Raw genomic sequence first — 7,187 nt, 5'->3', positions numbered from 1 at the left:
TTGCAAATCAGCGCATTAGCGGTAGTAACGATATCTGGAAAAAGAAAGTGGGCTATCACCGGCGCTCAGTGGCTGAAACGGCCATGTTCCGGTTCAAAAGGCTTCTGGGTGGTCATCTAAGTCTGAGAGACTACGATGCTTAGGTGGGTGAAGCCATGGCCATGGTCAAAGCGCTTAACCGGATCACGCTATTAGGAATGCCGAACAGTATTCGCATCACGTAACAATCGACCCGTATGGGGCGCAGTCGTTACAAGTTCTTATTTATTCAACAAAGCCATCCTGATAGCGATCGAAATAGTAACGCACGCTGGTTTTGGCGCGCTGTTGATAACGCTCATCACCCGTCAGGTTAGAGAGGCCAACCAATACGCGCATAAAGTTTTGCTGAGCGGAAAAATTGGAGAGTACCGCTGTGCGCCCATCGGGGAAAACCCACTCAAGCTGTTTACCGGTGCGCGGATCGACACCGCTCGCCAATAACGTTGAAGGCTGCGTACCGTGATAATGGTCGCCCGCTTTATCCAAGACGGTATCGGCGTACTGTTTTACGATCGTCAAACGATCGGCGCTGTGCGCCTGAGTGGTGAATGCAGCCATACAACATAGGGCTGCCAAAGAGAGGGATATGTTTTTCATCGTTAGAGTCCTTGTGAACAAACCAGAGTTTTTTCGGCAGGTGTCAGAGTGCCGTTATTGTTTAAATTGTGAGTATGGTGATATGAGCTTTAGGAAGTGAGGTAAATCATACGAAAAAAGAAACTCTGTTTTAATAAATTAATTATCTGGTTTCATTGTTTGTTTTTCATTTGTGATAGAGATCAATCTTCCGACACCGGTGGTTAACGGCTATTTTCTAACCTGATGTTTTTCTTATATCTCTTTTTTGTGATAGCGAAACGTTTCGATGGTTATCACAATTCTGCAAACTCTTTTTTGCTTTATCAGGACTTTTTCTTAAACTTTACCGCAAGCGAAACGTTTCGCTGTCGTTATCAAAACGAGTGACATAATGAAAAAAGGCGTATTACTCAATTCCGAAGTCTCGAGTGTGATTGCCCGCCTTGGGCACACTGACCAAGTGGTGGTGTGTGATGCAGGGTTACCCATTCCTGCCACTACCGCCCGTGTTGATCTGGCGTTAACACACAATGTGCCTACTTTTATACAGGTGCTGAGCGTGATTACGCAGGAGATGCAGGTAGAAGCGGCGATTGTTGCGCAAGAGATTATCGAGAAGAACCCAAAGCTCCATGAAGTTATTCGTGAGCATTTGCAAGAGCTTGAACAATACCAGGGAAATACCATTGAGTTGCACTATGTCAGTCATGAGGCATTCAAGATGCAAAGCGGGCAGAGCAGGGCCGTTTTTCGCAGCGGTGAATGTTCGCCCTATGCCAATATTATTTTATGTGCTGGCGTAACCTTCAGAGGCTGAGATGGAACCTTTATTACAGTTGCAGGGAATAGTAAAAACCTTTCCCGGTGTAAAAGCGCTGTCCGGTGCTGCCCTGAATGTCTATCCCGGCAAGGTGATGGCGCTGGTGGGGGAAAACGGCGCCGGGAAATCTACCCTGATGAAGGTGCTCACCGGTATTTACCGCAAAGATGCCGGTCATGTTCGCTTTCTCGGGCAGGACGTTGCCTTTAACGGGCCAAAATCATCACAGCATGCGGGTATCGGTATTATTCACCAGGAACTTAACCTGATTCCCCAACTGACGATTGCTGAAAATATTTTCCTTGGCCGCGAGTTTACCGGAGCCTTGGGGCGCATTGATTGGCAAAAGATGTACGCAGAAGCCGATAAGCTGCTGAAAAAGCTAAATCTGCGCTACAACAGCCGCCGACTGGTCGGCGAGTTGTCCATTGGTGATCAGCAAATGGTCGAGATTGCCAAGGTGCTGAGCTTTGAATCCAAAGTGATCATCATGGATGAACCCACGGATGCACTGACGGATACCGAAACCGCGTCCTTATTTACTGTGATTAAGGAACTGACCGCACAGGGTTGCGGTATCGTCTATATCTCCCACCGCCTGAAAGAAATTTTCGAGATTTGCGATGACGTGACTGTGCTGCGCGACGGTCAGTTTATCGGAGAGCGACCGGTCAACCAACTGCATGAAGAGCAACTCATTGAAATGATGGTGGGGCGTAAGCTGGAAGAGCAGTACCCTCGGATAAATACCGTGCCGGGCGATATTCGCTTGAGTGTTAAAGACCTGACGGGGCCGGGTGTTGACGGTGTCAGTTTTACGCTGCGGCAGGGGGAAATTCTCGGTGTTTCTGGCCTGATGGGCGCAGGACGTACCGAACTGATGAAGATCCTGTATGGCGAACTTCCTCGTACGCGCGGTGACGTGGCGCTGGATGGCCGTGAGGTGGTGACGCGCAGTCCGCAGGATGGGCTGGCAAACGGCATCGTTTATATATCTGAAGATCGCAAACGTGATGGCTTGGTGTTGGGGATGTCCGTCAAAGAGAACATGTCGCTGACGGCATTGCGTTATTTCAGCCGTGGCTTTGGTGCACTCAAACATGAAGATGAACGCACCGCGGTTAGTTATTTTATCCGTTTATTCAATATTAAAACTCCCTCAATGGCACAGCCAATTGGCCTGTTGTCCGGCGGAAATCAACAGAAGGTCGCGATTGCTCGCGGGCTGATGACGCGGCCGAAAGTGCTGATCCTCGATGAACCTACGCGCGGCGTCGATGTGGGAGCCAAGAAAGAGATCTATCAGTTAATCAACCAGTTCAAGGGAGAAGGCCTCAGCATCATTTTGGTGTCATCGGAAATGCCGGAAGTACTCGGTATGAGTGATCGCATTTTGGTGATGCATGAAGGCCGCTTGAGCGGTGAATTCTCCATTGAGCAGGCCACTCAGGAAGTGCTGATGGCGGCAGCGGTTGGCAAGCAATATAGCGTAAAGCAGGAGTAAGTCAGACATGAGTTCCGAATCTATCACGGCAAAGCGCTGGTTCAGTAAAGAGTGGCTGTTGGAGCAAAAGTCGCTGATTGCCCTGCTGATCCTGATCGCAGTGGTCTCGTCCATGAGCCCTAACTTTTTCACGGTCAATAACCTGTTCAATATCCTGCAACAGACATCGGTGAACGCCATCATGGCGGTAGGGATGACACTGGTTATTCTGACCTCTGGTATAGATTTGTCAGTCGGATCATTGCTGGCGCTGACCGGCGCGGTGGCGGCATCGATTGTTGGCCTAGAAGTGAATGCGCTGTTGGCGGTGTTTGGTGCATTAGCGTTCGGTGCAGCAATCGGGGCGGGCACTGGCGTGATTGTGGCGAAAGGAAAGGTGCAGGCGTTTATCGCCACGCTGGTGATGATGTTACTGCTGCGCGGCGTCACCATGGTGTATACCAACGGCAGCCCAATAAACACCGGTTTTTCTGACGTTGCGGATATCTTCGGCTGGTTTGGCATTGGTCGCCCTCTGGGAATTCCTACACCGATCTGGTTGATGGTTATCGTTTTTATCGCAGCCTGGTACATGCTGCACCACACGCGGCTCGGACGCTATATCTATGCGCTGGGCGGCAATGAAGCGGCGACCCGCTTGTCGGGCATCAGCGTCGATAACGTCAAGATTATCGTCTACGCCTTATGTGGGCTGTTATCCGCATTGGCTGGGATTATCGAAGTCGCGCGCTTGTCATCGGCACAACCGACGGCGGGCACGGGGTATGAACTGGATGCGATTGCGGCAGTGGTGCTGGGCGGAACCAGTTTGGCGGGTGGTAAAGGGCGCATTGTCGGCACGCTCATCGGCGCGCTGATTCTTGGGTTTCTCAACAATGGACTGAACCTGTTAGGTGTTTCTTCTTACTACCAAATGATCGTTAAGGCAGCCGTTATTTTGCTGGCGGTTTTGGTAGACAACAAAAGCAGTAAATAACCTTCATTCTCACGCATAGGAATTGGATTATGAATATGAAAAAACTGGCTACACTGGTTTCTGCTGTTGCATTAAGTGCCACGGTTAGCGCCAATGCGCTGGAGAAAAAGTCGATAGCATTGGTGGTTTCTACCCTGAATAACCCGTTCTTCGTGTCATTGAAAGACGGAGCGCAAAAAGAAGCTGATAAATTGGGCTACAACCTGGTGGTTTTGGATTCGCAAAACAACCCTGCAAAAGAGCTCTCCAATGTTCAGGATCTGACCGTGCGCGGTACCAAACTGCTGCTCATCAATCCGACAGACTCTGACGCCGTGGGTAATGCGGTGAAACTGTCGAATCAAGCCAATATCCCGGTGATTACCCTGGATCGCGTAGCGGGCAGCGGCACGGTCGTGAGCCACGTGGCGTCTGATAACGCCTTTGGCGGTAAAGTCGCCGGTGATTTCATCGCGAAAAAATTGGGTGAAGGTGCCAAGGTGATTCAGTTGGAAGGTATAGCCGGAACCTCTGCTGCCCGTGAACGCGGAGCCGGTTTTATGAAATCCGTTGAAAAAAACAAATTTGTCATGCTGGCCAGCCAGCCCGCTGATTTTGATCGTACCAAAGGGCTGAACGTGATGCAGAACCTGCTCACCGCACACCCTGATGTAAAAGCAGTGTTCGCACAAAACGATGAAATGGCACTGGGTGCGCTGCGTACCCTGCAAACTGCGGGTAAAACAGACGTCATTGTGGTCGGTTTTGATGGCACACAGGATGGCGTAAAAGCCGTAGAGGGCGGGAAACTGGCTGCCACTGTTGCACAACGTCCTGAAAAAATAGGTGAAATTGGCGTGCAAACCGCTGACAAGGTCATCAAAGGTGAAAAGGTACAGGCGATTATCCCGGTTGATCTAAAACTGGTTGCTAAAGAATAACGCATAACAACGACAAGCAGCGCCGCCGGAACAAGGCGGCGCTTTTAATCACTTTTGGGGCGATTTTATGAAAACGGGCAAACTCGTGGTGTTGGGCAGTATTAATGCCGACCATATCCTCAATCTGGCACACTTCCCTCAACCGGGCGAAACGGTGATCGGTAAGCAATATCAGGTCGCTTTTGGTGGTAAAGGTGCCAATCAAGCGGTCGCTGCCGGGCGCAGTGGCGCCGATATCGCATTTATCGCTGGCGTGGGTGAGGATGATATTGGTGCTCGTATTCGCGAGCAGTTGTCTCGTGATCAGATAGACGTTTCTGCTGTTGAAACCGTTGCCAATGAAACCACGGGCGTTGCGCTGATTTTTGTGAATGGCGACGCTGAGAATATGATTGGCATTAACGCGGGTGCCAATGCGGCTATCACTCCCGATGTACTGACGCGTCACCGTCAAAAAATCATTGATGCTTCTGCTTTATTAATGCAGCTCGAGTCTCCGTTGCAGACTGTTATTGCCGCTGCTCAGTTGGCGCATCAGCACCAAACGCGTGTAATTTTAAACCCGGCTCCCGCTTGTGACTTGCCAGATGAACTGCTGGCGCTGGTAGATATGATTACGCCGAATGAAACGGAAGCGCAGCGTCTGACCGGTGTCACCGTGCAGAACGAGCAAGATGCCGCACAGGCTGCACAACTGTTGCATAATAAAGGCATTACTACCGTGCTGATTACATTGGGTAGTCGCGGTGTATGGCTGAGTGAAAACGGGGAAGGTCAGCGTATTCCCGGTTTCCGGGCTCAGGCCGTAGATACGATTGCGGCGGGCGATACCTTTAATGGTGCGCTGGTCACTGCACTTTTGGAAAATCAACCGATGCAAACCGCCGTGAAATTTGCTCATGCTGCCGCTGCCATTGCGGTAACTCGTGCTGGTGCTCAGTCCTCTGTGCCGTGGCGCAATGAGATCGACGCATTTTTACACTCTCAGGGGTGATATGTGGCCACAATGAAGGATGTTGCTCGCCTGGCGGGCGTGTCGACGTCAACCGTTTCACATGTAATCAATAATAATCGCTTTGTTAGTGACACGGTGCGCGAGCGGGTATTGGCGGCAGTTGATTCTCTTAACTACGCACCGTCTGCGCTGGCGCGCAGTTTGAAGATCAATCAGACGCAAACTATTGGTATGTTGCTAACTGCCAGTAGTAACCCGTTTTATGCTGAAGTGGTGCGTGGCGTTGAGCGCAGTTGCTATGAGCGTGGGTATAGCCTGATCCTGTGTAATACAGAAGGCGACCACAACCGCCTGGACCGTAGCCTGGAAACCTTGATGCAAAAGCGGGTTGATGGCTTGTTACTGATGTGTACCGAGAACCACCACCCTTCATCGGAAACCATTAGCCGTTACCCGTCAATTCCACTGGTGATGATGGACTGGTCGCCGTTTGAAGGCGTGAGTGATGTTATCAAGGACAATTCTCTGCTTGGCGGAGATATTGCAACCCGCCATCTGATCGACAGCGGTTACCGCAATATCGCCTGTATCGCTGGCCCACAAGATAAAACAACGGCCTATAACCGACTGTTAGGCTATCGGCAGGCGATGCAGTGTGCAGGTTTGCCCGTTCCTGATGACTACGTGGTGTTAGGGGATTTCGAGTTTGAAACCGGATACCAAGCGATGCGTAAACTGCTGTCGCTGGCGCAAAGGCCGGATGCTGTGTTCTGTAGTAACGATGCGATGGCGGTTGGGGTTTATCACGCGCTCTATCAGGCGGGATTGTCTATTCCAAGGGATATGGCCGTGGTGGGTTATGATGATATCGAACTGGCGCGTTATATGTCTCCACCGTTAACGACGATTCATCAACCTAAAGATGAATTAGGGGAACTGGCGGTGGATACGTTGTTATACCGTTTGGAACATCCTGAAACCGAGCCAACGGTACTGGTATTAACGCCAGAGTTGGTGATGCGCGAGTCGGTGGCTCATCGGTAAATGGGATTTACGACGCAGTAAATGGGGTGATTGGGATGAAATAGCGTCATCTATGCTGGTTTGCTATGCGATTCGCCGAAAAAACACCCACTCGGAAATAAAATTGAAATCAGCCATTGTCAGGGCGCGAGAAGTGTCTATACTGCGCATCCACTGACACGGCAACAGCGACACGCTGTTGTGGTAACAGCAAGAAATAAAACAGGAAAGCCGAACGCGAAATTGAAAAAATTAACGTTGACTTTTCAGCGGTGCAGCGTAATATACGCCTCCCGCGCCACGGTAGATGTGGCAACGCTCTTTAACAATTAATCAGACAATCTGTGTGGGCACTCACAGGACTTTAT

At 50.5% G+C, this 7,187-nt stretch carries 6 protein-coding genes and 2 pseudogenes; 7 read left to right on the top strand and 1 reads right to left on the bottom strand.

All coding sequences use genetic code 11. The features are described from left to right. A pseudogene (locus QZ506_RS20670) lies at positions 1 to 224 on the top strand (IS5/IS1182 family transposase); the annotation flags it as partial. A 55-nt stretch (positions 225 to 279) separates the two neighbouring features. Here the strand turns inward: QZ506_RS20670 and QZ506_RS20665 are convergent. After that, positions 280 to 600 (bottom strand): annotated as a pseudogene (locus tag QZ506_RS20665) (pectate lyase); the annotation flags it as partial. 412 nt (positions 601 to 1,012) lie between these two features. On the opposite strand from QZ506_RS20665, the gene rbsD reads away from it, so the two are divergent. The 6 genes from rbsD to rbsR all read left to right on the top strand — a co-directional run bounded on the left by rbsD (position 1,013) and on the right by rbsR (position 6,840). Then, the gene (gene rbsD, locus QZ506_RS20660; protein ID WP_291973591.1) at positions 1,013 to 1,438 is read left to right on the top strand and encodes a D-ribose pyranase; all 426 of its coding nucleotides are present in this window, start codon (positions 1,013 to 1,015) and stop codon (positions 1,436 to 1,438) included. Between the two features lies 1 nt (position 1,439). Then, positions 1,440 to 2,945, top strand: coding sequence for a ribose ABC transporter ATP-binding protein RbsA (gene rbsA, locus QZ506_RS20655; protein WP_291973589.1), 1,506 nt, complete (start codon positions 1,440 to 1,442; stop codon positions 2,943 to 2,945). A 7-nt stretch (positions 2,946 to 2,952) separates the two neighbouring features. Then, on the top strand, positions 2,953 to 3,921 hold the full coding sequence (gene rbsC / locus QZ506_RS20650; protein ID WP_291973587.1) for a ribose ABC transporter permease: 969 nt from the start codon (positions 2,953 to 2,955) through the stop codon (positions 3,919 to 3,921). Between the two features lie 29 nt (positions 3,922 to 3,950). Then, positions 3,951 to 4,841 (top strand): ribose ABC transporter substrate-binding protein RbsB, encoded by an 891-nt coding sequence (gene rbsB, locus QZ506_RS20645; protein WP_291973585.1) that lies wholly within the window; start codon positions 3,951 to 3,953, stop codon positions 4,839 to 4,841. A gap of 67 nt (positions 4,842 to 4,908) precedes the next feature. Then, on the top strand, positions 4,909 to 5,835 hold the full coding sequence (rbsK, locus tag QZ506_RS20640) for a ribokinase (RefSeq protein WP_291973582.1): 927 nt from the start codon (positions 4,909 to 4,911) through the stop codon (positions 5,833 to 5,835). A gap of 3 nt (positions 5,836 to 5,838) precedes the next feature. Next, positions 5,839 to 6,840 (top strand): ribose operon transcriptional repressor RbsR, encoded by a 1,002-nt coding sequence (gene rbsR, locus QZ506_RS20635; RefSeq protein ID WP_291973580.1) that lies wholly within the window; start codon positions 5,839 to 5,841, stop codon positions 6,838 to 6,840. The last annotated feature ends 347 nt before the right edge of the window (positions 6,841 to 7,187 follow it).

The organism is Candidatus Symbiopectobacterium sp., assembly GCF_020054415.1.
Classification (GTDB): domain Bacteria; phylum Pseudomonadota; class Gammaproteobacteria; order Enterobacterales; family Enterobacteriaceae; genus Symbiopectobacterium.
The sequence above is the reverse complement of the archived record's forward strand: the minus strand, read 5'-3'. Positions and strand labels throughout refer to the sequence as shown.

Bases quoted from the DNA above. Each gene is read 5' to 3' on its own strand.
- rbsD (WP_291973591.1), top strand. From the start codon at position 1,013: ATGAAAAAAGGCGTATTACTCAATTCCGAAGTCTCGAGTGTGATTGCC.
- rbsA (WP_291973589.1), top strand. From the start codon at position 1,440: ATGGAACCTTTATTACAGTTGCAGGGAATAGTAAAAACCTTTCCCGGT.
- rbsC (WP_291973587.1), top strand. From the start codon at position 2,953: ATGAGTTCCGAATCTATCACGGCAAAGCGCTGGTTCAGTAAAGAGTGG.
- rbsK (WP_291973582.1), top strand. From the start codon at position 4,909: ATGAAAACGGGCAAACTCGTGGTGTTGGGCAGTATTAATGCCGACCAT.
- rbsB (WP_291973585.1), top strand. From the start codon at position 3,951: ATGAATATGAAAAAACTGGCTACACTGGTTTCTGCTGTTGCATTAAGT.